This window comes from Micromonospora sp. MH99 (assembly GCF_021442385.1).
Classification (GTDB): domain Bacteria; phylum Actinomycetota; class Actinomycetes; order Mycobacteriales; family Micromonosporaceae; genus Micromonospora.
Genome location: NZ_MUZA01000053.1, coordinates 13,966 through 37,141, shown reverse-complemented (window position 1 = coordinate 37,141; position 23,176 = coordinate 13,966). Strand labels below are relative to the sequence as shown.

The following is a 23,176-nucleotide window of genomic DNA, read 5'->3' as shown; positions in this document are numbered from 1 at the left end:
CACACGGACTCGACGGTGCCGCCGGGCCGAGGCCTGCTCACCGGCCGGCGACCGGATCCGGTGTCGCCGCGGTGGCGCTCGCGCGGGCGGCGGCGCGCACCAGGGCCGGGCCGCGGTAGATGAAGCCGGTGTAGAGCTGCACCAGGGCGGCGCCGGCATCGAACATCCGCGCCGCGTCGTCCGGATCGAGCACCCCGCCGACTCCGATGATCGGTAGCCGGCCGCCGGTCTCACGGTGGACGAACGCGACCACCTCCCGAGCCCGCCCGGTCAGCGGTCGACCGGACAGGCCACCGGCCTGGGCGCCGCGCTCGGAGTCGGCCGTGGCCAGCCCGGTACGGGCCAGCGTGGTGTTGGTGGCGATCACCCCGGCGGCGCCCCGGGCCAGGCAGACCTCCAGCAGCTCGGCGATCGCCGCCTCGGTCAGATCCGGCGCGATCTTGACCAGCACCGGCTTCTCCCCCACCAGCGCGCCGAGCAGCGCGTCCAGGTGCTCGCGGTCCTGCAACGACCGCAGGCCCGGGGTGTTCGGCGAGGACACGTTGACCGCGAAGTAGTCGCCGTGCCCGCGTAGCGCCCGGTACGAGGCGAGGTAGTCCTCGACCGCCTCGTCCAGCGGGGTCACCTTGGACTTGCCGAGTGAGATCCCCAACGGCACCCCGATGGGGCGCGGCAGCGCGTCCAGCCGGGCGGCCAGCGCGGCGGCCCCGGCGTTGTTGAAGCCCATCCGGTTGACCACGGCCTCGCTGGCCGGCAGCCGGAACAGGCGCGGCCGGGGGTTGCCCGGCTGGGCGTGCGCCGTCACCGTGCCGACCTCGACGAAGCCGAAGCCGAGCGCCGGCCAGGCCGCCAGCGCGGCGCCGTCCTTGTCCATGCCGGCGGCCAGGCCGACCGGGTTGGGGAACCGCACGCCGAACACCGTGCGGGGCGCCTGGACGGCGTAGCGGGCCCGCAGGGCCGCGAGGGCCACCGGACGCCGCGACAGCCCGGCCAACCGCCGCAGCGTCCACTCGTGCGCCGCCTCGGCGTCGCCGCCGCCGAGACGGAACAACCCCGGCCGCACGACCCGCTCGAACAGGGTCACTGGGCCGCCCGGAGGGTGGCGTGCAGGTCCTGCAGCGGGCGCACCTGCATGTCGCCCCGGATGCGCGCCTCGATGCCCATGACCGCGGCAGCCGCGCCCGGAACCGTGGTGATGCAGGGGATGTCGGCGGTGACGGCGGCGCTGCGGATCTCGTAGCCGTCCGAGCGGGCGCTGGCGCCCGAGCCCTGCGGCGTGTTGATCACCAGAGCCACGTCGCCGCGCAGGATCAGCGACACCGCGTCGTCCCCCTCGCCCGCCTGGTAGTGCTTGCGGATCTGCTCGCAGGCGATGCCGTGCCGGCGCAGCACCTCGGCGGTGCCGGTGGTCGCCACGATCTCGAAGCCCAGGTCGGCCAGCCGCTTGATCGGGAAGATCATGCCGCGCTTGTCCCGGTTGGCCACCGACACGAAGATCTTCCCGGCGGTCGGCAACGACCCGTACGCGGCCGACTGGCTCTTGGCGAAGGCGTGCCCGAAGTTGGTGTCGATGCCCATCACCTCGCCTGTCGACTTCATCTCCGGGCCGAGCAGCGAGTCGATCCCCTTGCCCGCCCGGGTCCGGAAGCGCTTGAACGGCAGCACCGCCTCCTTGACCGCGATCGGCGCGTCGGCGGGCATCGTGCCCCCGTCCCCCGTCGCCGGGAGCAGGCCCTCGGCGCGCAGCTCGGCGATCGTCGCGCCGAGCGCGATCCGGGCGGCGGCCTTGGCCAGCGGAACGGCAGTCGCCTTCGAGACGAACGGGACGGTCCGCGACGCGCGCGGGTTGGCCTCCAGGACGTAGAGCACGTCGTCCTTGAGCGCGTACTGCACGTTGAGCAGACCGCGCACGCCGACACCGCGGGCGATCGCCTCGGTGTAGCGGCGGACCTCGGCCAGGTGCGACCCCGCGAGGGTGATCGGCGGCAACGCGCAGGACGAGTCGCCGGAGTGGATCCCGGCCTCCTCGATGTGCTCCATCACGCCACCGATGTAGACCGCGCCGTCGGCGTCGCACAGGGCGTCCACGTCGATCTCGATGGCGTCGTCGAGGAACCGGTCCACCAGCACCGGGTGGTCGCCGGAGATGTCGGTGGCCCGACCGATGTAGTCGCGCAGCGTCGGGTCGTCGTAGACGATCTCCATGCCCCGCCCGCCCAGCACGTACGACGGGCGGACCAGCACCGGGTAGCCGATCTCGTCGGCGATCGTCTTGGCCTCGTCGTAGGACGTGGCCATGCCGTGCGCCGGCGCGCGCAGCCCGGCACGGGCCAGCACCGCGCCGAACGCGCCCCGCTCCTCGGCCAGGTGGATCGACTCCGGGGAGGTGCCGACGATCGGCACGCCCGCGTTCTTGAGCCGCTGCGCCAACCCCAGCGGGGTCTGCCCGCCGAGCTGCACGACCACCCCGACGACGCCCGGCCCGCCGGCCGCCCGGCCGGACGAGTCCTCCGCGTGCCAGACCTCCAGGACGTCCTCGAAGGTCAGCGGTTCGAAGTAGAGCCGGTCGGCGGTGTCGTAGTCGGTGGAAACCGTCTCGGGGTTGCAGTTGACCATGACGGTCTCGTAACCGGCCGACCGCAGCGCCTGGACCGCGTGCACGCACGAGTAGTCGAACTCGATGCCCTGCCCGATCCGGTTCGGACCGGAGCCCAGGATCAGCACCTTCGGCCGGTCCGACGGCACGACCTCGGTCTCGGTGTCGTACGTGGAGTAGTGGTACGGCGTGGTGGCCTCGAACTCGGCCGCGCAGGTGTCCACCGTCTTGTAGACCGGGCGCACGTCGAGGCGGTGCCGCAGGGTCCGTACGCCGTCCTCGGCCGCCAGCTCCGGACGCAGCGCGGCGAGCTGCCGGTCGGACAGGCCGGCCCGCTTGGCGCGACGCAGCAGCTCGGCGTCGAGCACCGGCGCGTCGACGATCTCGGCGCGCAGCTCGATCAGCGCGACGATCTGGTCCAGGAACCACGGGTCGATCCCGCCGGACGCCTCGGCGACCTCGGCGATCGACGCGCCGAGGCGCAGCGCCCGCTCCACCGTGTAGAGCCGGCCGTCGTGCGGGACACGCAGCGCGGCGAGGGTGTTCTCCCGCGTCGCGTCGGCCGGGTCGGGTTGCGTCCAGAAGCCGGTGGCCTTGGTCTCCAGCGAGCGCATCGCCTTGTTCAGCGCCTCGGTGAAGTTGCGCCCGAGGCTCATCGCCTCGCCCACCGACTTCATGGTGGTGGTCAGCTCCGGGTCCGCGCCGGGGAACTTCTCGAACGCGAACCGGGGGATCTTCACCACCACGTAGTCGAGGGTCGGCTCGAACGCCGCCGGGGTCTTCAGCGTGATGTCGTTGGGGATCTCGTCGAGCGTGTAGCCGATGGCCAGCTTCGCGGCGATCTTCGCGATCGGGAAGCCGGTCGCCTTGGACGCCAACGCCGAGGAACGCGACACCCGCGGGTTCATCTCGATCACGACGATCCGGCCGTCGACCGGGTTGACCGCGAACTGGATGTTGCAGCCGCCGGTGTCCACCCCGACCTCGCGCAGCACGGCGATACCCAGGTCGCGCAGGCGCTGGTACTCCCGGTCGGTGAGCGTCATGGCCGGGGCCACGGTGACGCTGTCGCCGGTGTGCACGCCCATCGGGTCGAGGTTCTCGATCGAGCAGACGACCACCACGTTGTCGTGCCGGTCGCGCATCAGCTCCAGCTCGTACTCCTTCCAGCCGAGCACGCTCTCCTCGATGAGCACCTCGTGCACCGGGCTGGCGGTCAGGCCGTCACCGGCGATGCGGGCCAGGTCCTGGGGCGTGTGCGCCATGCCGGAGCCCAGGCCACCCATGGTGAACGACGGCCGGATCACCACCGGCAGGCCCAGCTCGGCGACTGTCGCCTCGACCTCGTCCATGGAGTGGCACACCCGGGAGCGGGGCACCAGCCCGGCCGGGTCGTCGACGCCCAGGCGTACGCCGGCCTTCGCCACGATCTCCTTGAACAGCTGGCGGTCCTCGCCCCGGTTGATGGCGTCGATGTTCGCGCCGATCAGCTCGACGCCGTACTTGTCCAGGACGCCGGCCTCGTGCAGGGCGACTGCCGTGTTCAGCGCGGTCTGCCCGCCGAGGGTGGCCAGGATGGCGTCCGGGCGCTCCTTGGCGATGACCAGCTCCACGAACTCCGGGGTGATCGGCTCGACGTACGTGGCGTCGGCGAACTCGGGGTCCGTCATGATCGTGGCGGGGTTGGAGTTGACCAGGCTGACCCGGATCCCCTCGCTGCGCAGCACCCGGCACGCCTGGGTGCCGGAGTAGTCGAACTCGCAGGCCTGCCCGATGACGATCGGCCCGGAGCCGATCACCAGGATGTGCTTGAGATCGGTCCGCTTAGGCATTGCTGCGCCCCTCGCTGTGGGTCCGGCCCTCACTGGGCCGCCGGTCGTGGGCACGGCCCTCGATCAGCTCGGCGAATCGGTCGAAGAGGTAGTCCGCGTCGTGCGGGCCGGCTGCCGCCTCCGGGTGGTACTGGACGGTGAACGCGGGCACGTCGATCGCCCGCAGCCCCTCGACCACGTTGTCATTGAGGCAGACGTGGGACACCTGAACGCCACCGAAGTCGGTGTCGATCACCTGGTCGGGGACGACAGCGCCGACGCCGGCACCCGGCACCTGGACGGCGAAGCCGTGGTTGTGGCTGGTCACCTCGACCTTGCCGGTGGCCCGGTCGAGCACCGGCTGGTTGATCCCCCGGTGGCCGTAGCCCAGCTTGTAGGTGCCGAAGCCGAGCGCCCGGCCGAGGATCTGGCTGCCGAAGCAGATGCCGAACAGCGGCACCTCTCGCCGCAGCGCCTCCCGGGCCAGCGCCACCGGGCCGTCAGCCGTCGCCGGGTCGCCGGGGCCGGGCGACAGGAAGACGGCGTCGGCGCCGGTGGCCAGCAGGTCCTCGATGCTCGACGAGGCCGGCAGCACGTGGGTGGTCACCCCGCGCGCGGCCAGCCGGCGCGGCACGTTGCGCTTGATGCCCAGATCCAGCGCCGCCACGGTGAACCGGTGCTCGCCGAGCGCCTCGATAACGTACGGCTCGGTGGTGGTCACCTCGGCGGACAGGTCCGCGCCGACCATCTGCGGCGACTGCCGGACCCGGGCCAGCAGGCTCTGCGGGTCCTTCTCGACGCTGGAGATGCCCACCCGCATGGCGCCCCGCTCGCGCAGGTGCCGGGTCAACGCCCGGGTGTCCACGCCGCTGATGCCCACCACACCCTCGGTGGCGAGGCGGTCCTCCAGGCTGCCGGTGGCCCGCCAGTTCGAGCCGATCCGGGCCGGGTCGCGGACGACGTAGCCGGCCACCCAGATCCGGCCGGACTCGTCGTCCTCGCCGTTGACGCCGGTGTTGCCGATGTGCGGCGCGGTCTGCACCACCACCTGCCGGTGATAGGACGGATCGGTGAGCGTCTCCTGGTAACCGGTCATGCCGGTGTTGAAGACCGCCTCGCCGAAGGTCTCACCGACGCTGCCGTACGCCTCACCGGGGAACGTGCGCCCGTCCTCGAGGACGAGGATCGCGGGTCTGCGCTTGACCATTACTTGACAGCCTTTCCGTCCAGGACCGTCGGCTCGCCGCGCAGGAAGGTCGCCACGATGCGACCCGGCAGCGTCATGCGGGCGTACGGGGTGTTACGACTGCGACTGGCCAGTTCCGCCGGCTCGATGGTGCGGCGGACGGCCGGGTCGATCACTGTCAGGTTGGCCGGCACGCCGGGTGCCGGGTCGATGCCGTGCCCGGTCAGCCCCGCGATCCGGGCGGGGGTGCGGGACATCCGCTCGGCGATCAGGTCCCACTCGGGGCCGAACACGTCGAGCGCGATGGACAGCGCCGTCTCCAGGCCGAGCATCCCCGGCCGGGCGTACGCCCACTCGCACTCCTTGTCCTCCACGGCGTGCGGGGCGTGGTCGGTGGCGATGATGTCGATGACGCCGTCGGCGAGCGCGGACCGCAGGGCGGTGATGTCCGCGGCCGTGCGCAGCGGCGGGTTCACCTTGAAGACCGGGTCGTAGCTCTCCGCGCGCTCGTCGGTGAGCAGCAGGTGGTGCGGGGTGACCTCGGCGGTGACGCGTACGCCACGGGCCTTGGCCTGGCGCAGCACCTCGACGCTGCCGGCGGTGGAGACGTGGCAGACGTGCAGACGGCTGCCCACGTGCTCGGCCAGCAGCACGTCCCGGGCGATGATCGCCTCCTCGGCGACCGCCGGCCAGCCGATCAGGCCGAGCCGGGTGGAGACCTCACCCTCGTGCATCTGGGCGCCCTCGGTGAGGCGGGGCTCCTCGGCGTGCTGGGCGATGACCCCGTCGAACGCCTTGACGTACTCCAGGGCCCGGCGCATCAGCAACGGGTCGGCGACGCAGTGCCCGTCGTCGGAGAAGATCCGCACCCGGGCCGCGGAGTCGGCCATCGCGCCCAGCTCGGCGAGGCGCTCGCCGGCCAGCCCGACGGTGACCGCGCCCACCGGCTGCACGTCGACCAGCCCCGCCTCCCGGCCGAGCCGCCAGACCTGCTCGACGACGCCTGCGGTGTCCGCGACCGGCGAGGTGTTCGCCATCGCGCAGACCGCCGTGTAGCCGCCCAGCGCCGCCGCCCGGGACCCGGACTCGACGGTCTCGGCGTCCTCCCGGCCGGGCTCGCGCAGGTGGGTGTGCAGGTCGACCAGGCCCGGCAGGGCGACCAGCCCGGTGCCGTCGACCACCACGGCGTCCGGCGCGGACAGCCCCGGACCGACCTCGGCGACGACGCCGTCGCGGATCAGCAGGTCGGTCGGCGCGGCGCCGACGATGCTCACGCTGGTGATGAGGTACGCGGTCACCGGTTGTTCCCTCCGAGCAGCAGGTACAGAACAGCCATCCGTACGGAGACCCCGTTGGTGACCTGTTCGACGATTGTGGAGCGGGGTGAGTCGGCCACCTCGGGGGTGATCTCCATCCCCCGGTTCATCGGGCCCGGGTGCATGACGATCGCGTGCTCGGGCAGCCGGCGCATGCGCGGGCCGTCCAGCCCGTAACGGCGGGAGTACTCGCGCGCGGAGGGGAAGTAGGAGTCCTTCATCCGCTCCCGCTGCACCCGCAGCATCATCACCACGTCGACGTCGGGCAGCACGGCGTCGAGGTCGTACGACACGTCGGTGCCCGGGGCGAGGGCGCCGGCGATGTCGACGGGGATGAGGGTGGGCGGGCCGACCAGGGTGACCTTCGCGCCGAGGGTGGACAGCAGCAGGACGTTGGAGCGGGCCACCCGGGAGTGCAGCACGTCCCCGACCACCGCGACCGACAGGCCGGCGAGGCGGCCCAGCCGGGCCCGCATGGTGTACGCGTCGAGCAGCGCCTGGGTGGGGTGCTCGTGGGTGCCGTCGCCGGCGTTGACCACCGATCCGTCGACCCAGTTGGCGAGCCGGTGCGGGGCGCCGGAGGCGGGGTGCCGCACGACCACCGCGTCGGCGCCCATGGCCTGCAGGGTCAGCGCCGTGTCCTTCAGGCTCTCGCCCTTGGCGACGCTGGACCCCTTCGCGGAAAAGTTGATCACGTCGGCGCTGAGCCGCTTCGCCGCCGCCTCGAACGAGATCCGGGTCCGGGTGGAGTCCTCGTAGAAGAGGTTCACCACCGTCCGGCCGCGCAGCGCGGGCAGCTTCTTGATCTCGCGGCCGGCGACGGTGGCCATCTCGGCGGCCGTGTCCAGGATCTCGGTGGCGGTGTCGGCGTCCAGGTCCGCGCCGGAGAGCAGGTGCCTGATCATGAGTGGGTTCCCCCGTACAACTTGACCTCGTCGGCGCCGTCGGTCTCGGCGAGCGTCACCTTGACGCTCTCGGCGAGCGCCGTCGGGATGTTCTTGCCGACGTAGTCGGCGCGGATCGGCAACTCGCGGTGGCCGCGGTCGACCAGGACGGCGAGCTGCACCGACGCCGGGCGGCCCACGTCGTTGAGCGCGTCGAGCGCGGCGCGCACGGTGCGCCCGGAGAAGAGCACGTCGTCGACGAGGATCACCCGCTTGCCGTCGATGCCGCCGCTGGGCACCTGGGTCGGGCCGATCGCGCGGGTGGCGTGCCGGCGCAGGTCGTCGCGGTAGAGCGTGATGTCGAGCACACCGACCGGGACGACGACGTCCTCGAAGGTGCTGATCCGGGAGGCGAGCCGCCGCGCGAGAGGCGCACCCCGGGTGGGAATCCCGAGCAGCACGGTGTCGGCGGCGCCCTGGGTCTTCTCCAGGATCTGGTGGGCGATGCGGTCGACCACGCGCTGCACGTCGGCGCTGGCGAGGATCACCTTCACCGAGGGTTGTCGCGGTGGTGACGAGCGGGCAGCCGGTGGGTATGCCACGGCGGACCTCCTTCCCCGCCTCACGGGACGGGTCGTTAAAGGATGTCGGGCACCTCCGGCCGGCGAGCGCGAGCAGACCGACCGAGGCTTCACGCCACGTTACCAGTGGTCACCAGGCCGACGGACGGCGGCTGCTGACCACTGGATCAGGCCGACGAAATGGGGATAACTCCCTCGGTGCTCCCCAACGGTAAGGTCACGACCACTTGACCACGTGTCGCATTCCCCGTACCGTCACGCTCCGTAGCGATCGACGGGAGAACCCCGAGCAGCACTGGGAGTGTCCGAATGCCCTCTGAATACGCCAAATCTCTGGGCGCACGCCTGCGCTCCATCCGCCAGCAGCAGGGCCTCTCCCTGCAGGGTGTGGAGGAGAAGTCGAACGGGCGGTGGAAGGCCGTGGTGGTCGGCTCGTACGAGCGTGGCGACCGGGCCGTGACGGTGTCCCGTCTGGCCGAGCTGGCCGAGTTCTACCGTGTGCCCGTCTCGGAACTGCTGCCCGACGGCAGCGGCGTCCGGCACGAGCCCACCAGCAAGATCGTCCTGGACCTGGAGCGGCTCTACGACGAGGCCTCCGAGGACCTGGCCTACGTCGCCCGCTACGCCCGCGCCATCCAGCAGCAGCGCGGTGACTACAACGGCCGGGTGCTCTCCATCCGCGCCGACGACCTGCGGGCGCTCGCGATCGTCTACGACGCCTCACCGTCGGGTCTGATCGAGCGGCTCACCGAGCACGGCGTGCTGGTGGCCGACCCCCGGGCGTTCTTCGCCTCCTGAGCTGTCGCTTCACCCGAAGAAGGGCCCGTGCCGATGGCACGGGCCCTTCTTCGTCGTGCGGGTACGCGGGCCGCTCAGCGGGTGGCGTACTCGGCGATGCGGCCGAGCACGCCGTTGAGGAACCGCGGCGAATCGTCGGTGGACATCTGCCGGGCCAGCTCGACGGCCTCGCTGATCGCCACCGCGTCGTCGATCTCGTCGACGTAGAGCAACTCGTAGACGGCGATCCGGGCCAGGTTGCGGTCGACCACCGGCATCCGCTCCAACGTCCAACCCTCGGCGTAGCTGGCGATCAGCTCGTCGATGCGGTTGAGGTGCTCGGCGACCCCCTCGATCAGGCCCACCGCGTAACCCAGGTGCTCCGGGCGGGGCTGTTCGATGCGCTGGAGGTAGCCGGCCAGGACCTCGACGGGCGGCCGGTCCCGCAGGTCGGCCTCGTAGAGGACGTCCAGCGCCCGCTTGCGCGCCTTGCGGCGTGCCGGCATCTGCTGCTTGGGACCCTCAGCCATCAGGCGCGGCCGAGGTAACGGCCGTCGCGGGTGTCGACCTTGATCTTCTCACCGGTGGTGATGAACAGCGGAACCGGCACGGTGGCGCCGGTCTCCACGGTCGCCGGCTTGGTGCCGCCGGTCGAACGGTCGCCCTGCAGACCGGGCTCGGTGTAGGTGACCTCCAGCACGACGCTGGTGGGCAGCTCGATGTAGAGCGGCACACCCTCGTGCTGGGCGACGGTCGCCTCCGCCTCCGGCAGCAGGTAGTTGGCTGCCTCGCCGACGGTGCCGCCGGGCACGGTGATCTGGTCGAAGGTCTCCAGATCCATGAAGACGAAGTCCTCGCCGTCGGCGTACAGATACTGCATCGTGCGCTTGTCCACGGTCGCGGTTTCGACCTTGGTGCCCGCGTTGAAGGTCTTGTCGACCACCTTCCCGGACAGCACGTTCTTCAGCGTGGTGCGCACGAACGCGCCACCCTTACCGGGCTTGACGTGCTGGAACTCGACGACGGCCCAGAGCTCGCCGTCCAGGTTGAGTACCAGGCCGTTTTTGAGGTCGTTGGTGGAGGCCATTTCCTGCCTTGATCATCAATTGGCGGACAGACCTGGCAAGTCTACAAGCTGCGCCGAGACGCGTTACCCGCCGTGGTCGCCACCCGCGCAATCAGGCGTCCGACGCCTACCCTTGATAACTTTCCGTCATCGCCGCTTCACCACCGCGCGCCCACACTTCGTCCTTTGCTCTGCTTCAGCGGAGGCAACAGTCACGGTCCGTGGCGCACCATGATCGGCACCCCACCTCGACCCATCGCAGAAATCAGCAGCTCACGGCACCTGTTTCCTCTGTTGAAGCAGAGCAAAGGACGCGAAGCAGCAGGGCGCTCCCCTTCAGCGGGCGAGGAGCCGACCACCATCGGTGACGCCGCCGATATTCCACGACATCACGGTGGGTGAAACTTCGGGACGGGGCGGTCAGCCGACGCGAGCGGCCAGGTGGTGCAGGGCGAGGCGGTAGCCGTCGATGCCGAGACCGCAGATCACCCCGGTCGCCACCGCGGAGACCACCGAGTGGTGCCGGAACTCCTCGCGGGCGTGAATGTTGGACAGGTGCACCTCCACCAGCGGCCCGCGCAGCATGGCGCAGGCGTCGCGCACCGCGTACGAGTAGTGCGACCAGGCGGCCGGGTTGAGCACCACGGCGGCGCCCTCGTCGGCGGCGGCGTGCAGCCAACCGAGCAACTCGTGCTCGGCGTCGGTCTGCCGGACACTCACGTCGAGCCCCAGCTCCCGGCCGGTGGTCTCGCAGAGCGTCACCAGGTCGGCGTAGCTTGTCGAGCCGTACACGGCCGGCTCCCGGGTGCCGAGGCGGCCCAGGTTCGGCCCGTTCAACACGTACACCCTCATCAGATCGCCAGCTCGCGGTAGGCGGCTTCGAGCAGGGCGTCGTCCGGGCCCTCCAGCATCGCCGGGCGGGCCAGCGCGTCCAGCACCACGAACCGCAGCTTGCTGCCCCGGGCCTTCTTGTCCACCCGCATGACGGCCAGCAGCCGCTCCCAGGCGTCCGCCGGGTAGCTCACCGGCAGACCGAGCGCGGTCAGCGTGCGGCGGTGCCGCTCGGCGGTCGGCACGTCCAGCCGGCCGGCGAGCCGGGCCAGCGCGGCCGCGTACACCAGGCCGACGGCGACGGCGTGGCCGTGCCGCCAGCGGTAACCCTCGACCTGCTCGATGGCGTGGGCGAGGGTGTGGCCGTAGTTGAGCACCTCCCGCAGGCCCGACTCGCGCAGGTCGCCGGCGACCACGTCGGCCTTGACCCGGATGGCCCGCTCGATCAGCTCCCGGGTCACCGGGCCGCGCGGGTCGGTGGCCGCCGCCGGGTCACGCTCGACGAGATCCAGGATCACCGGGTCGGCGATGAAGCCGCACTTGACCACCTCGGCCAGCCCGGCCGCCAGGTCGACGGCGGGCAGGCTGTCCAGGGTGGCCAGGTCGGCCAGCACGCCGACCGGCGGGTGGAACGCGCCGACCAGGTTCTTGCCGGCGGCGGTGTTGATCCCGGTCTTGCCGCCCACCGCGGCGTCCACCATGCCCAGCAGCGAGGTGGCCACCGGCACCCAGCGCACGCCGCGCAACCAGCAGGCCGCGACGAAGCCGGCCAGGTCGGTCACCGCGCCGCCGCCGACGCCTACCACCGCGTCGGTACGCGTGAAACCAGCCGCGCCCAGCCGGTCCCAACAGGCGGCGGCCACCTCGATCTGCTTGCCCGACTCGGCGTCGGGCACCTCGATCGGCAGCGGCTCGACACCGGCTGCGCGCAGCCGTTCGCCGATCGCGTCGGCCAGGGCCTTGAGTGGGGGCGTGTGCAGCACCGCCGCCCGGGTCGCGCCGGGCAGCAGCCCGGGCAGCGCGTCCAGCAGGTCGCGCCCGACCAGCACGTCGTACGGCCGTTCGCCGCCGACCGGAATCCGGGTCACCTCGTCCATCGCCGGCAGCCTAGTCCAGCGGACGGCGTGGCGACGGCGTCTGTCCACCTGCTGGCCGGGCGGCCCAGGCGGCCAGCCGGCGCGCGTGCTCGGCCACGGCGGTGCGCAGCGCCTCCGGGTGGCGCACGGTGAACGCGCAACCCAGCCCGGCGAGCAGCGCCGCCATGCCGGGAAGGCTCTCCGCCCGGGCCCGCAGCAGCACCCCGTCGCCGGTGGCGGTCAACTCGGCCACGCTGGCCGGGATGCGCCGCCGGGCGGCGACGAGGTCCGTCTCCAGCAGCACCTCCACCTCGTGCCGGTACGGCACGCCCGCCAGCGACCGGGTCAGCCACGCCACCGCGTCGAAGCCGTCCGGCACGGTGAACGTCGCCGCGCCGGGGGTGACCGCGCCGATCCGGTCCAGTCGGAACGTGCGCACCTCCCCGCGCCGGTGGTCGTGGCCGGTGACGTACCAGCGGCCGGCGTGGAAGACCAGCCCGTACGGGTCGAGGTCACGATGCGACAGCTCACCGCGCCACGAGCGGTAGTCCAGGCTCACCCGTTGCCGGTGCCGGGCGGCCGCGGCCAGGGCCAGCAGGGTGCCCGACGCGGGTCGCGCCTGGGGTTCGGGGCGCCGCAGGGTGAAGCCGAGGTGCTCCTGCACGGCGGTCAGCCGGTCGGCGAGCGCCGCCGGCAGCACCCGACGGATCTTCGCCAGCGCGGTCGCGGTGGCCGGCAGCTCGGTGGCCAGCCCGACCCGTTCGGCGACGACCAGACCGAGCAGCACGGCCACCGCCTCGTCGTCGGTGAGCATCAGCGGCGGCAGCTTGAACCCGGGATGCAGCCGGTAGCCGCCGTGGCGGCCCCGGTCGGCGAGCACCGGGATGCCCAGCTCGACCAGGGTGGCTGCGTACCGGCGCACGGTCCGTTCGTCCACACCGAGCCGGCTGGCGAGGTCGCCGGCCGTCGCCCGGTGCCGGGCCTGGAGCAGCTCGAGCAGGGCCAGCACCCGGCCGGCGGGATGAGACACGGGTCACTCCTTCAAACCGGGCGGATCCTGTCCGGTTTCGATCGTACGGTCGGTCGGTAACCGAGAGAAGGAGCCACAGATGGCGACGTTCGTACTGGTGCCAGGGTTCTGGTTGGGCGCCTGGGCGTGGCGTGAGGTGACCGGTCAGCTGCGCGCGCAGGGGCACGACGTCCACCCGATGACGCTGACCGGGCTGGCCGAGCGCCACCACCTCGCGGGGCCACAGGTGACCCTGGAGACGCACACCACCGACATCGTCCGGTTGATCGAGGTCGAGGATCTGCGCGACGTGCTGCTGGTCGGGCACTCGGGCGGCGGCATGCCGGTGGCCCAGGCGGCCGACCTCATCCCGGACCGCATCGCCCGGGTGGTCTACGTGGAGAGCGGGCCGCTACCGGACGGCACGGCGCAGTTCGACACGGTGCCGCCGCAGGAGCAGCAGCGGCTGCGCGCGGCGATCGGCGACGGGCACCTGCTGCCACCGCCGGCCTGGGACCCGACGGCCGATCCGACCAACCTGGCCGGCCTGGACGAGCCGACACTGTCCCTCCTGCGCGAGCGCTCCACCGCGCAGCCCCTGCGGACGGCCACCGATCCGGTGCGCCGCACGGGTGGCCGCCCGGTGCCGACCGCGCTGGTCGCGAGCACCTTCGGACTGGCGGTGGTGCGGCAGATGATCGACGAGGGGCACCCGTTCTTCACCGGCCTGGCCGACGGCCAGCTGCACGAGCTGCCCACCGGGCACTGGCCGATGCTCAGCGAGCCGAAGGCGCTGGCCGACGTCCTCGACCTGATCGCGCGCGGCTGAGCAGAGGCCTGCACCGGGCGACGGAAGCCCCGGCCGCCCGGTGCGGGCGGGCCCGGCGTCAGCGCGGAAGCAGGGCGGCGATCTCGGCGACGACCGCCGCCGGCGTCCGACCGTCGGTGCTCACCGTCTCGGTGGCCACCTCGGCGTAGAGCGGCCGGCGCTGGTCCATCAGGTGCTTGAGGGTGGCGCGCGGATTGATCGCCAACAGCGGCCGGCCCGCGCCGAGCCCGACCCGCTTCACCGCGTCGGGCAGCTCCACCGAGAGGTGCACGACCCGATGCCCCACCAGGGCCGCCCGGGTCTCCTCGGACAGCACGGCGCCGCCGCCGAGGGCGAGCACACCGGTGCCGGCGGCGAGCGCCGCCGCCACGGCGGCCCGCTCCAGGGCCCGGAAGTGGTCCTCACCCTCGTCGATGAAGATCTCCGGGATGGTCTTGCCGGCCAACTGCTCGATGTCGGCGTCGGTGTCCCGGAACTCCACGCCGAGGGTGGCGGCGAGCGCCTGCCCCACTGTGGTCTTGCCACAACCGGGCACCCCGACCAGGACCACTACCGGCGCCATCAGCGGATGACCAACGCGTCGAGGTAGCCGGCCAGGTTGCGGCGGATCTCGGCGACCGAGTCACCGCCGAACTTCTCGGTGGCCGCCTCAGCCAGCACGAGCGCCACCATCGCCTCGGCGACGACCGCCGCGGCGGGTACCGCGCAGACGTCGGAGCGCTGGTTGATGGCGGTCGCCGGCTCGCCCGTGACGACATCCACGGTGGCCAGCGCACGGTTCAGCGAGGAGATCGGCTTCATGGCGGCGCGCACCCGCAGCGGCTCGCCGGTGGTGATGCCGCCCTCCAGCCCGCCGGCCCGGTCGGTGACCCGGCGGACACCGGTGGCCGACGGGATGATCTCGTCGTGCGCCTCGGAGCCGCGGGAGCGGGCCTGCTGCCACCCGTCGCCGATCTCCACTCCCTTGATCGCCTGGATCGACATCAGCGCCGTGGCCAACCGGGCGTCGAGTTTGCGGTCCCACTGCACGTGACTGCCCAGACCCGGCGGCACCCCGTACGCCAGGACCTCCACCACGCCGCCGAGGGTGTCGGCGGCCTTCTTCGCGGCGTCCACCTCGGCGACCATCAGGGCGCTCGCCTCCGGGTCGAGGCAGCGCAGCGGGTCGGCGTCGATGCGGTCGGCGTCGGACGGGGTCGGGCGCAGCCCGGGCTTCGCGGCCACCGGCCCCAGCTCGACGACGTGCGAGACGATCTCGATGCCCAGGGCCTGGCGGATCAACGCCTTGGCGACGGTGCCGACGGCGACCCGGGCGGCGGTCTCCCGGGCGCTGGCGCGCTCCAGAATCGGCCGGGCGTCGTGGTGGCCGTACTTCTGCATGCCGGCCAGGTCGGCGTGGCCGGGCCGGGGGCGGGTCAGCGGCGCGTTGCGGGCCTGCCGGGCCAGCTCGTCGGGGTCGACGGGATCGGCGGCCATCACCGTGCGCCACTTGGGCCACTCGGAGTTGCCCACCCGGATCGCCACCGGACTGCCCAGGGTCACGCCGTGCCGCAGCCCGCCGATCACCTCGATCTCGTCCTGCTCGAACGACATCCGGGCACCACGGCCGTAGCCCAGCCGACGGCGGGCGAGCTCGCCCGCGATCTCGGTGGTGCTCACCTCGATGCCGGCCGGCACCCCCTCCATCAGCGCGACGAGGGCGGGACCGTGCGATTCACCTGCAGTCAGCCAGCGCAACACAGCGGTCAGTCTGTCACGGCGCGCGACGGGCGCGTCGCGCTGCCCGCCTCGTCCCGCCCTGCGGACGGCCGGGACCGTCCGCAGGGCGGCTTCGCGCGGGGGATCAGATGCCCCGGCCGCGTTTGTGCAGGGTGCGCAGCACCGCGTCGGCCCGGACCACGCGTCCGGCGACCGCGAGCGCCAGGTAGGCCCGCAGCTCGCGGGGATTGCTGCGCAGAGTGCGTCGCGCCCAGCGCAGCGCGCCCCGGCGGTCACCGGAGGCGGCCTGGGCGAACGCGATCTGCCCGGCGACGCGGGCCGCGCCGGCCGGCTGGGCGGCGAACTCCGGGTAGCGCCGCAGCAGCCACTGCAACGCCTCGGAGATGGTGTCCCAGCGCTGCGCGAAGTACGAGCGCTTGTGCCAGCGCACCAGCACCGCCGGCGTCGGCAGGTTGATCAGCGGCGCGCTGCGGGCGGCCCGCAGCAGAAACTCGTAATCCTCCGCGTAACTGCCCGGAATCTCCTCGTCGACCAGGCCGAAGCCCTCGCGCAGCGCCGTCGCGCGGATCAGGAAGGTGGACGGGTGCAGCTCGGTCAACCGGTCCCGCAGCAGGTCGTCGAGGGTGATCCGGTCCTTGTCGAGCACCCGGTCGACGGTGTGCCCGTCGTAACTGACCCGGATGCCGCAGCAGACGAACTCGGCCGCCGGGTCGGCGGCGAGGGCGTCGACCTGGGCGGCCAGCTTGCCCGGCAACCACTCGTCGTCGTCGTCGCAGAACGCGATCAGCTCACCCTCGGCGGCGAGGGTGCCGCTGTTGCGCGCCCCGGCCAGCCCCGGCGCGCGCCCGTTGCTGATGACCCGCACCGCCCGGTCCGGCCCGGCGAGGGCCGTCAGCGACTCGTCGGGCGTGGACTGGTCGAACACGACAACTGCTTCGATCCGGCCCGGGTACTCCTGGGCGAGGATCGCCGCGAGGGCGGCGCGCAGCAGCTCGGGGCGGTCCCGGGTGGGCACCACGACGCTGACGCTCGGCTGTCGGATCATCGGGTCTCCTCCGTGCTCTGCCCGGATCGCGACCAGGCCCGCCAGCGGGGTCGGCGCCGGGCCGAGCGGGCCACCAGGTCGTCCACGATCTGCCCCACCCGGGCGACGGCCGCGCGCTGGGCCTCGTGCGCGGCCGGGTCGGCGGCCACCGCGTACCGGGACGAGTCGGCCTGCCCGGCGGCGAGCGCGTCGTGCAGCGCCTCCCGGGTCTCGCAGAGCGCCACCAGCCCGGCCGCGCCGAGCCGGCGCGCGAAGAGCTGCTGGTGGTCGTCGACGTGCTCACCGAGCGACGGGTCGCGGGGCACCACGATGGGCAGGTGCCCGTGCCGGCGGGCCTCCAGGATCGTCGCCGGGCCGCCGTGACACACCACCAGGTCCGCGTCGGCCATCGCCTGTTGCAGGGCGTCGTGACCGAGGAACGGCACCGCGCCCGGCAGGGGCGGCGCTGCGGTGTGGCCGTGCTGCACTGTCAACCCGACCGGCCCGGCCTGCGCGTGCCACTGGGCCACCCAGTCCACGAGCCGGTCGAAGGGGTGCTTGTCGGTGCCGACCGCGACGAGCAGCCGGGTCTGCTCGACGTCAGTGGTGTCGCGCTGGCGCGGCAGCCGGGACGGGCCGGCGACGGTGTCGCGGCGGGCCGTGCCCGTCTCCGGCCTCACAGCAGGGTCCCGACGACGATGGCCTCCGGATACTGCCGGCGCTGCTCGTCCCACTGCACGAGCATCGCGGACAGGAACGGCCGGCAGAGCCGGGCGGTCAGCGTCGGGGTGTCGATCCGGTCGTACACCTCGATGTAGACGGTCGGGATGCGACGCAGGCGGGCCAGCACCACGAACGGCACGGCCACCCCGGCGCCTGTAGTGACCACGGCGGCGACCCGCCGGCCCCGCAGCACCCGCCAGGCCAGTCGCGCGTTGCGCAGCAGGTTCGGCACGTTGCGGGTGGTCGGGTGGTGCGCCGGCACCAGATCCTCACCGGTCAGCAGCGACACCGCCTCCGGGGTGTCGAAGGTGACCCAGCAGCGCCGCCACCGTTCGTACCAGGGCCGCAGGGCAAGTAGTTGGGCCAGGTGGCCGCCGCTGGATCCCACCAGCAGCAACACCGGCGGCTCGTCGTCGTTGTTCGTGTCCACGCGACTCCCCACAAGTTCGCTTGGAATTCCGATTCACGCCAGGCAGAAGCAGATCACAGGTTTCCCGGTCGCTGAATACTGCGACCGGGCGCGGCGACGATCTCCACTCGGCATGGTCAGGCCCACTGTCGGCCTCGCAGCCCATCGATCGTCGTCACGACCTGCCATTTTGTCGTCACTCTACGACGCGCACCCGGCGTCGCGCTTTCTCCAGTTCAGTCGCTATGTCGTTTCTCGATGACGTCCAACAGTGCGGGATGCAGCGCGCCGTTCCACCCGGCGCCGGCGTCGGCCAGCCGCCACGTGCGCAGCCACATCTCCAGCAGGTACGCGTCGGCCACCAGCCGGCACTGTGCCGGGCCCAGGCCGAGCCGCGCACCGTGCCGACCCAGCTGCCCGTCCACCGCCATGGCCGCCACCGCGGCCGGTTCGGCGCGCAGCACCAGCGACCGCTGGAAGGCGTCGTGCGCCAGGTCGAAGCCGACCGGCACGTCCGGGCCACTGTGCTCCCAGTCCCAGGCGACGAGGCGGCCGTCGTGCGTGCCCAGGTTCCACGGCACCCAGTCGCCGTGCCAGTGGCCGAACTCGACAGCCGTGTCGCCGTGCCGGCGGGCCAGCGCGGCTACCGCGGCGACCGCCCGCGCCCCGGCCGGCCCGGCCGTGGCGGCCCGCTCGGCCTGGGCGGCCAACCGGGTCAGGAACGTCGAGGAGCCCAGCGGTCGTGGGGCCCCGGCCGGGGCCCCACGGCGGGCGACCGCGAGCAACGCCGCGATCCGCGGCGGGTCGTCGGCCGGCACGCCGCGTACATCCGGTGGCAGTGGTTCGATCACCGCGACCGCCTGACCGGCCCACGCCGTCTCGGTGAGCAGCCCCGGCGGCGCCGGATGGTCGACGACGCCGCTCACCGCGCGCAACGCCCGCAGCGCGCCGGCCTCGGCGGTGACCAGCGCCCGGGTGGCGTCGTTCCAGCCGATCTTCGCGTAGCCGCGCGGACGACCGTCGACGGTGAACAGTTGCAGGGTCGGTTTGACGTTCGGGTCCGGCGGACGGACACCGCACGCCGCCAGCAGCGGCGTACCGCCCAGCGCGGCGGCGAGCCGCTCGGTGAGCAGCAGCTCGGTCACGGGCGCCCCCACCGGCACCGACACGGTCAACGTCGGAAACGGCGCCAGACCCGCCCCGCCGAACCGGGCCAGCCCACCGAGCGCGGCCCGCAGCGCCCGCACCTTCGGCGGCCGCAACGCGTTGTACGCCAGCAACGACGCCGCACCCGCCCGGGGTGCGCCCAGCGGCACGAGGAACCGGGCCCGGGCCACCGACGGCACCACCGCGTACCGGGCCACCGCCCGATGCCCGGCCGGCAGCGCGCCACCCACCGTCAGGCCGACCCGGTCGTCCGGGAACACCGCGCGGCTCACCCAGCCCAGCCCGTCCACCCGGGACCGGGGATCGGTGGCCGGGGTGACCCCGGTGCTCACGCCGCCCGGTCCGCCCAGTCGAGGTCCAACCCGAGCCGCTGGCGCAGCGCATCGTTGTACGGGCGGTAGTAGTCGGTCAACTCGGCGCGGACCGCCGGCTCCAGCGGCGCGGAGCGCCGGTCGTTGTAGACCTTGAAGTTCGGCAGGTCGTACGGCGGCAGCCCGAGGAAGTCGAGGGTGCGCCGGTACGTGGCGCGGGAGTCGCGGTACAGGTCCTCGCTGGGCAGAAAGAGGATCTGCTCGGAGCCGAAGCGCTCCAGCCACGGCTCCAGGTGCTCCAGGTAACGCCCCCGCGCCCGGTACGTGTACCAGTCGTACGCCTCGCTGAACGCCTCCGGCTCGGCGATGAGCCGCTCCCGCTCCCCCGCCGTGCGCTCCGGCTCGGCGGCCAACGCGGCGGCGAAGTCCAGCGGCTCGATGCCGTGGGTGCGGCGCTCCTTCCAGTGCGAGTACGCCCGCTCGACCGGGTCGCGCAGCAGCACGATCAGCTTCACGGTCGGCATCAGCGCGGCGACCCGCTGCGCGGCGAGCGGGTGGAACATGTAGAGCGGGGCGGCCTCGCCGACCCGGACCGGCCCGCCGTGTCGCTTCGCGAGGGCCTCGCGGTGCCGCTCGGTCGGGAAGTGCGAGCGGTACCACGCCTCGCCGCGACCCCAGTGCTCCTCGAAGTAGTGCGCCGACTTGGTGTTCCACGCCGGAAAGAGCCGCGGCACCAGGGGGTGCTGGATGAGGTAGTTCCACAGGGAGGTGGTGCCGCCCCGTTTGGTGCCGATGATCAGGAAGTCCGGCAGGGGTCGCCGGTCACTGGTGCGCACCCCGTAGTCGACCAGGGACTCTTTCACCCGGGTGGTCACCTGGGTCGGCACCAACTGCTTCACCCGGTCACGGATGGACGCCACGATGGCCCTCACCTGCCTCTCGTCGATTCCGGGCCGACCTGGCGGCCGTGGCCGCGTCGTCGGATCCACGGATCTGCCTCATGGTCACCCGGATGCCGGCGCGCACCCGGGGCAACGTCAACAAGCCGACGCAACCGGCCAGCAGCACGCCCAGCGACACCGCCAGGCCCGGCAGGCCGCGCCCACCGGCCAGCACGCCGATGGCCGCCGCGAGGCCCACGCCGCCGAGGGTGGCCGCCGCCGCGCGCAGCGTCGCGGCGTCGACAAGCGGCTCGGCGACCACCGCACGGGCGAACGCGGCGGCCGTGAGGTTCTCGGTGGCGATGCCGGCGGCCCAGGCGAGCGCCGCGCCCGTCGCGCCGTGACCGGGGATCAACCACAGCCCGAGCGAGACGGTCACGGTGAGCCCGGCCAGGGTGGACACCAGGTGCAGCCCACTGCGCCCGCCCATCAGGAGCAGGCTCTGCACGTTGCCCACGCCGGTGTTCACCAGCATCGCCAGCGCGAGCACAGTCATCGCCGGCACGCCCGCGGTGAACTCCGGGCCGAACAGTTGCAGGAACGCGAGCGCGAACACCGCGAGCAGCAGGTACACCGGCCAGGACAGCACCAGCCCCCAGGTGGTCAACTGCCGGTGCACCGCCGCGGCGGCGGCCCGCTCACCGCGGCCCAGCAGCCGGGACAACTGCGGTGACACGGCCACCCGCAACCCCTGCATGGCGAGCTGGCCGGCCAGCACGTACCGGCCGACCGCGCCGAACACGCCCGCGTCGGCCGGCCCGGCCAGCACCGACGTCAGCAGCACCCCCACCCACATGCTGCCCGCGTCGATGGCCGCCGAGGCGGCCCGGGGCAGCGCGAACCGCCAGAACGTCGACCAGTCGGCCCGGCCCGGTCGCAGCGCCGCGCCCCGGCCCAGGCCGAGCGGACCGGCCACCAGGGTGAGACAGGCCAGCAGCGCCAGCGCCGCCGGGACCAGCCAGCCCGTCATCCCGGCGAGCAGGCCGCCGCCGGCCAGCGCGGCCGCGCCGACCAGCGCCGGGCGGGCCACCGGCAGCAGGAGGAACTGCACGCCGACGTACGCGCGGATGGGTCGTACGCAGCGCAGCGCGGCCAGCAGCAGCGTCATCGCCACCACCACCGGCACGGCGGCGAAGGTGAGCGTCAGCAACGCGTGGCCGCCGTCGCCCGAGCCCCGCAGGAGTCGGGGGGCGAGCGCGTCGGCGCTCAGCGCTCCGACACCGGCGACCACGAGCCCGGCCAGCAGCGGGGGGATCAGCGCCACCGGAAGCACCCGGGCCGCGTCTCCCCCGACACCGAGACGTCGTCGGGGCAGCGCCCACATCAGACCGGTCTCCGCGCCCAGCGTGCAGACCGCGGTGGCCACGGTGACCACGCCGATGGCGGCGAAGAACGCGCCCGCGCCGGCCGTCCCGTACCCCCGGGTGATCACCACGGCCAGCACGAAGCCGAACAGTCCGCTGGTGGCGGCGCCGAGCAGCCCGGCCACGCCGCTGCGTGCGCTGCGGCGCGTCTCCGCCGCGCCGATGTCGACAGTGCCCTCGGCGAGCGCCCCCGAGCGGTGCGGGCCGTCGGGGCCGGCGCCGGCCGGCGGTCGGGTGGCGGCGGTCATGCCGGCACCGCCGTAGCGGGCGGACGCGGCAGGCGTCGGCGCTGCCCGCTCGCCAGCCGTTCCCGTTCGGCGAGCGCCATGGCGAAGGCGACAGCGAAGAACGCGACCGACAGGTTCTGGTTGGCCATGCCGTAGAACGGGACCTGCACGAGGCAGACCACCGGCACCACCGCCAGCCACTGCCCCGCCGCCGAGGTCGCCCGCGCGCAGATCACCGCGGCGGCGACGAACCAGCCCAGGAAACACACCAGCGCCGGTATGCCGTGGCTGAACAACACCATCCACAGCTGCCCCTGGGTGCCGATCGGCGCCGCCGCGGAGACCGTGTCCACGTTCACCGGAGCGCCGTAGCCCAGCCACGGCGAATCCTGTACGCGGCGGATCACCTCGGTGTAGAGCGACAAGCGGTCGGTGTTGGTGTCACTGGAGTCGACGCGCTGGCTGATCAGGTCGGTGATCGGGATGAACAGGGTGGCCAGCGCGCCGATCACGACCACGCCGACGATGGACGCGGCGACCCGGACGTTGCCGCGCAGGCTGGCCCGCACCCCGAGCACCGCGAGCCCGGCGCCCAGGCTGAGGAACATCGCCCGGTTCAGCGTGAGGAACGCCGGCGCCAGCGACAGCGGCAGGGACGCCAGCAGCACCCAGCGCAGCAGCCCCCGGCGGCGCAGCATCGTGTACGCCACCACGCAGGGCAGGGTCATGGCGTACGCGCTGCCGTAGTTGTTGGTGTACGAGAACGGCGCGGCCGGCCGGTAGATCGGGTTGAGCGAGCGCTCGCTGTACTCCGCGGTCCTCAGGTGCACCATGTCCCGGATGAACGGGGTACGGGCCACACCGCCGGGCAGCAGCACCTCCATCGGGGTGGTCATCCCCAGTCGGGGCACCAGCACCCCGAGCCAGCCCAGCACCACCAGCGCGAACCAGAACGCGCAGAGCGGGGTGAGCACCGCCACCAGGTCGGCGCGTTCCCGGGCGGCGGCGTAGACGTAGACCCCGACCACCAGCGCGGTCAGGTAGAAGGCCAACCGCAGGGCGAACGTCAGCAGCGAGGCCGGCGAGGCCAGTTGGGTGGCGCTGACGACCACGATGGCCAGGAACAGCAGCCAGATGCCGGCGGCCGGCGGCAGTGGCACCCGGCCCCGGGTGAGCAGCAACGCGAGCAGCAGCGCGCCCAGCAGCGGCCAGCCCAGGTAGAAGGCCCCGAGCGCCCACCAGAGCGGCACCAGCCCGAACGTCAGCGCCAGCGGCCAGAGCGGCAGCCGGGCGGGGGGTGGGGGCGGCACCGGCCCGAGGGGGGCGGCG

At 73.0% G+C, this 23,176-nt stretch carries 22 protein-coding genes; 2 read left to right on the top strand and 20 right to left on the bottom strand.

Translation table 11 applies throughout. The features are described 5' to 3' along the window. Positions 1 to 37: 37 nt before the first annotated feature. From B0E54_RS23690 to pyrR, 6 genes are read right to left on the bottom strand one after another with little or no spacing between them, the layout of a single operon-like run. A complete protein-coding gene (locus B0E54_RS23690) occupies positions 38 to 1,084 on the bottom strand; it encodes a quinone-dependent dihydroorotate dehydrogenase (protein WP_234588143.1) in 1,047 nt (348 codons plus the stop codon). Next, positions 1,081 to 4,428: a carbamoyl-phosphate synthase large subunit gene (carB, locus tag B0E54_RS23685; protein ID WP_234588140.1), complete on the bottom strand. Its 3,348-nt coding sequence runs from the start codon at positions 4,426 to 4,428 to the stop codon at positions 1,081 to 1,083. Before carB ends, B0E54_RS23690 begins: the two co-directional genes overlap by 4 nt. After that, positions 4,421 to 5,614: a glutamine-hydrolyzing carbamoyl-phosphate synthase small subunit gene (gene carA, locus B0E54_RS23680; RefSeq protein WP_234588137.1), complete on the bottom strand. Its 1,194-nt coding sequence runs from the start codon at positions 5,612 to 5,614 to the stop codon at positions 4,421 to 4,423. Before carA ends, carB begins: the two co-directional genes overlap by 8 nt. After that, positions 5,614 to 6,891: a dihydroorotase gene (locus B0E54_RS23675; protein WP_234588135.1), complete on the bottom strand. Its 1,278-nt coding sequence runs from the start codon at positions 6,889 to 6,891 to the stop codon at positions 5,614 to 5,616. Before B0E54_RS23675 ends, carA begins: the two co-directional genes overlap by 1 nt. Next, entirely contained in the window at positions 6,888 to 7,814 is a 927-nt protein-coding gene (locus B0E54_RS23670) for an aspartate carbamoyltransferase catalytic subunit (protein WP_007458351.1), read from the bottom strand. Before B0E54_RS23670 ends, B0E54_RS23675 begins: the two co-directional genes overlap by 4 nt. Then, positions 7,811 to 8,395, bottom strand: a complete 585-nt coding sequence (gene pyrR / locus B0E54_RS23665; RefSeq protein ID WP_234588133.1) for a bifunctional pyr operon transcriptional regulator/uracil phosphoribosyltransferase PyrR — start codon at positions 8,393 to 8,395, stop codon at positions 7,811 to 7,813. Before pyrR ends, B0E54_RS23670 begins: the two co-directional genes overlap by 4 nt. A 288-nt stretch (positions 8,396 to 8,683) precedes the next feature. Between pyrR and B0E54_RS23660 the strand changes: the two genes are divergently transcribed. After that, positions 8,684 to 9,172 carry a transcriptional regulator gene (locus B0E54_RS23660; RefSeq protein ID WP_007458348.1) on the top strand — a complete coding sequence of 163 codons (489 nt, stop codon included), beginning with the start codon at positions 8,684 to 8,686 and terminating at the stop codon, positions 9,170 to 9,172. 74 nt (positions 9,173 to 9,246) lie between these two features. Here B0E54_RS23660 and nusB read toward each other — a convergent pair whose 3' ends face one another. The 5 genes from nusB to B0E54_RS23635 form a co-directional block, all read right to left on the bottom strand. Then, complete coding sequence (nusB, locus tag B0E54_RS23655) at positions 9,247 to 9,657, bottom strand: transcription antitermination factor NusB (RefSeq protein ID WP_193376622.1); 411 nt, start codon at positions 9,655 to 9,657, stop codon at positions 9,247 to 9,249. A gap of 23 nt (positions 9,658 to 9,680) precedes the next feature. Further along, the gene (gene efp / locus B0E54_RS23650) at positions 9,681 to 10,238 is read right to left on the bottom strand and encodes an elongation factor P (RefSeq protein WP_007458344.1); all 558 of its coding nucleotides are present in this window, start codon (positions 10,236 to 10,238) and stop codon (positions 9,681 to 9,683) included. A 399-nt stretch (positions 10,239 to 10,637) separates the two neighbouring features. Continuing rightward, complete coding sequence (aroQ, locus tag B0E54_RS23645) at positions 10,638 to 11,069, bottom strand: type II 3-dehydroquinate dehydratase (RefSeq protein ID WP_234588131.1); 432 nt, start codon at positions 11,067 to 11,069, stop codon at positions 10,638 to 10,640. Continuing rightward, positions 11,069 to 12,145 carry a 3-dehydroquinate synthase gene (aroB, locus tag B0E54_RS23640; protein WP_234588129.1) on the bottom strand — a complete coding sequence of 359 codons (1,077 nt, stop codon included), beginning with the start codon at positions 12,143 to 12,145 and terminating at the stop codon, positions 11,069 to 11,071. Before aroB ends, aroQ begins: the two co-directional genes overlap by 1 nt. 10 nt (positions 12,146 to 12,155) lie before the next feature. Next, positions 12,156 to 13,154, bottom strand: a complete 999-nt coding sequence (locus B0E54_RS23635) for a YafY family protein (RefSeq protein ID WP_234588127.1) — start codon at positions 13,152 to 13,154, stop codon at positions 12,156 to 12,158. 79 nt (positions 13,155 to 13,233) lie between these two features. Here B0E54_RS23635 and B0E54_RS23630 point away from each other — a divergent pair, with 79 nt between their 5' ends. Beyond that, complete coding sequence (locus tag B0E54_RS23630) at positions 13,234 to 13,962, top strand: alpha/beta fold hydrolase (RefSeq protein ID WP_234588125.1); 729 nt, start codon at positions 13,234 to 13,236, stop codon at positions 13,960 to 13,962. A gap of 58 nt (positions 13,963 to 14,020) precedes the next feature. Here B0E54_RS23630 and B0E54_RS23625 read toward each other — a convergent pair whose 3' ends face one another. The 9 genes from B0E54_RS23625 to B0E54_RS23585 all read right to left on the bottom strand — a co-directional run bounded on the left by B0E54_RS23625 (position 14,021) and on the right by B0E54_RS23585 (position 23,157). Then, a complete protein-coding gene (locus B0E54_RS23625; protein ID WP_234588123.1) occupies positions 14,021 to 14,524 on the bottom strand; it encodes a shikimate kinase in 504 nt (167 codons plus the stop codon). Next, on the bottom strand, positions 14,524 to 15,702 hold the full coding sequence (gene aroC / locus B0E54_RS23620; RefSeq protein ID WP_234588121.1) for a chorismate synthase: 1,179 nt from the start codon (positions 15,700 to 15,702) through the stop codon (positions 14,524 to 14,526). Before aroC ends, B0E54_RS23625 begins: the two co-directional genes overlap by 1 nt. Before the next feature lie 103 nt (positions 15,703 to 15,805). Continuing rightward, positions 15,806 to 16,726, bottom strand: a complete 921-nt coding sequence (locus B0E54_RS23615; protein ID WP_234588119.1) for a glycosyltransferase family 2 protein — start codon at positions 16,724 to 16,726, stop codon at positions 15,806 to 15,808. Further along, positions 16,723 to 17,289, bottom strand: coding sequence for a glycosyltransferase (locus B0E54_RS23610; protein ID WP_234588153.1), 567 nt, complete (start codon positions 17,287 to 17,289; stop codon positions 16,723 to 16,725). Before B0E54_RS23610 ends, B0E54_RS23615 begins: the two co-directional genes overlap by 4 nt. A 92-nt stretch (positions 17,290 to 17,381) precedes the next feature. Continuing rightward, positions 17,382 to 17,858, bottom strand: coding sequence for a UDP-N-acetylglucosamine--LPS N-acetylglucosamine transferase (locus B0E54_RS23605; protein WP_234588118.1), 477 nt, complete (start codon positions 17,856 to 17,858; stop codon positions 17,382 to 17,384). Between the two features lie 215 nt (positions 17,859 to 18,073). Continuing rightward, positions 18,074 to 19,336, bottom strand: coding sequence for a hypothetical protein (locus tag B0E54_RS23600; RefSeq protein ID WP_234588117.1), 1,263 nt, complete (start codon positions 19,334 to 19,336; stop codon positions 18,074 to 18,076). After that, positions 19,333 to 20,235, bottom strand: coding sequence for a sulfotransferase domain-containing protein (locus B0E54_RS23595; RefSeq protein ID WP_234588151.1), 903 nt, complete (start codon positions 20,233 to 20,235; stop codon positions 19,333 to 19,335). Before B0E54_RS23595 ends, B0E54_RS23600 begins: the two co-directional genes overlap by 4 nt. Beyond that, complete coding sequence (locus B0E54_RS23590) at positions 20,219 to 21,868, bottom strand: lipopolysaccharide biosynthesis protein (protein WP_234588116.1); 1,650 nt, start codon at positions 21,866 to 21,868, stop codon at positions 20,219 to 20,221. Before B0E54_RS23590 ends, B0E54_RS23595 begins: the two co-directional genes overlap by 17 nt. Next, entirely contained in the window at positions 21,865 to 23,157 is a 1,293-nt protein-coding gene (locus tag B0E54_RS23585) for an O-antigen ligase (protein WP_234588150.1), read from the bottom strand. Before B0E54_RS23585 ends, B0E54_RS23590 begins: the two co-directional genes overlap by 4 nt. Positions 23,158 to 23,176: the final 19 nt, after the last annotated feature.